This window comes from Aquirufa rosea (assembly GCF_004118285.1).
GTDB lineage: Bacteria > Bacteroidota > Bacteroidia > Cytophagales > Spirosomataceae > Aquirufa > Aquirufa rosea.
The window spans coordinates 1-258 of record NZ_SDHY01000042.1; the positions used below are offsets into that span (position 1 = coordinate 1).

A 258-nucleotide genomic window follows, 5' to 3' on the forward strand; every position below is an offset into this window, starting at 1 on the left:
CACTCGCACTAGTCAACTTGTTGGTTCCACTTAATCCACTGATCGTTCCCGTCAAACTATTTGCACTCACCGTTACGTTATTGCCACTCGCATCAAAGCCTGTTACCGTATTGCCATAGGCATCTAAGGCCGTCAAGGTATTGCTGCCTGTAAAGGCTACTCCATTGATTTGTGGGCTGGCTAAGCTCACAGACAACTTAGCAAAGCTGGCTGGGCTCACGGTAATCGACAAGCGGTCTGATCCACTCGTAGTCACTG

At 49.2% G+C, this 258-nt stretch carries 1 protein-coding gene; it reads right to left on the minus strand.

All coding sequences use genetic code 11. The features are described from left to right. On the minus strand, positions 1-258 hold a 258-nt coding region (locus ESB04_RS12505), incomplete at both ends, for a hypothetical protein (protein ID WP_164969676.1).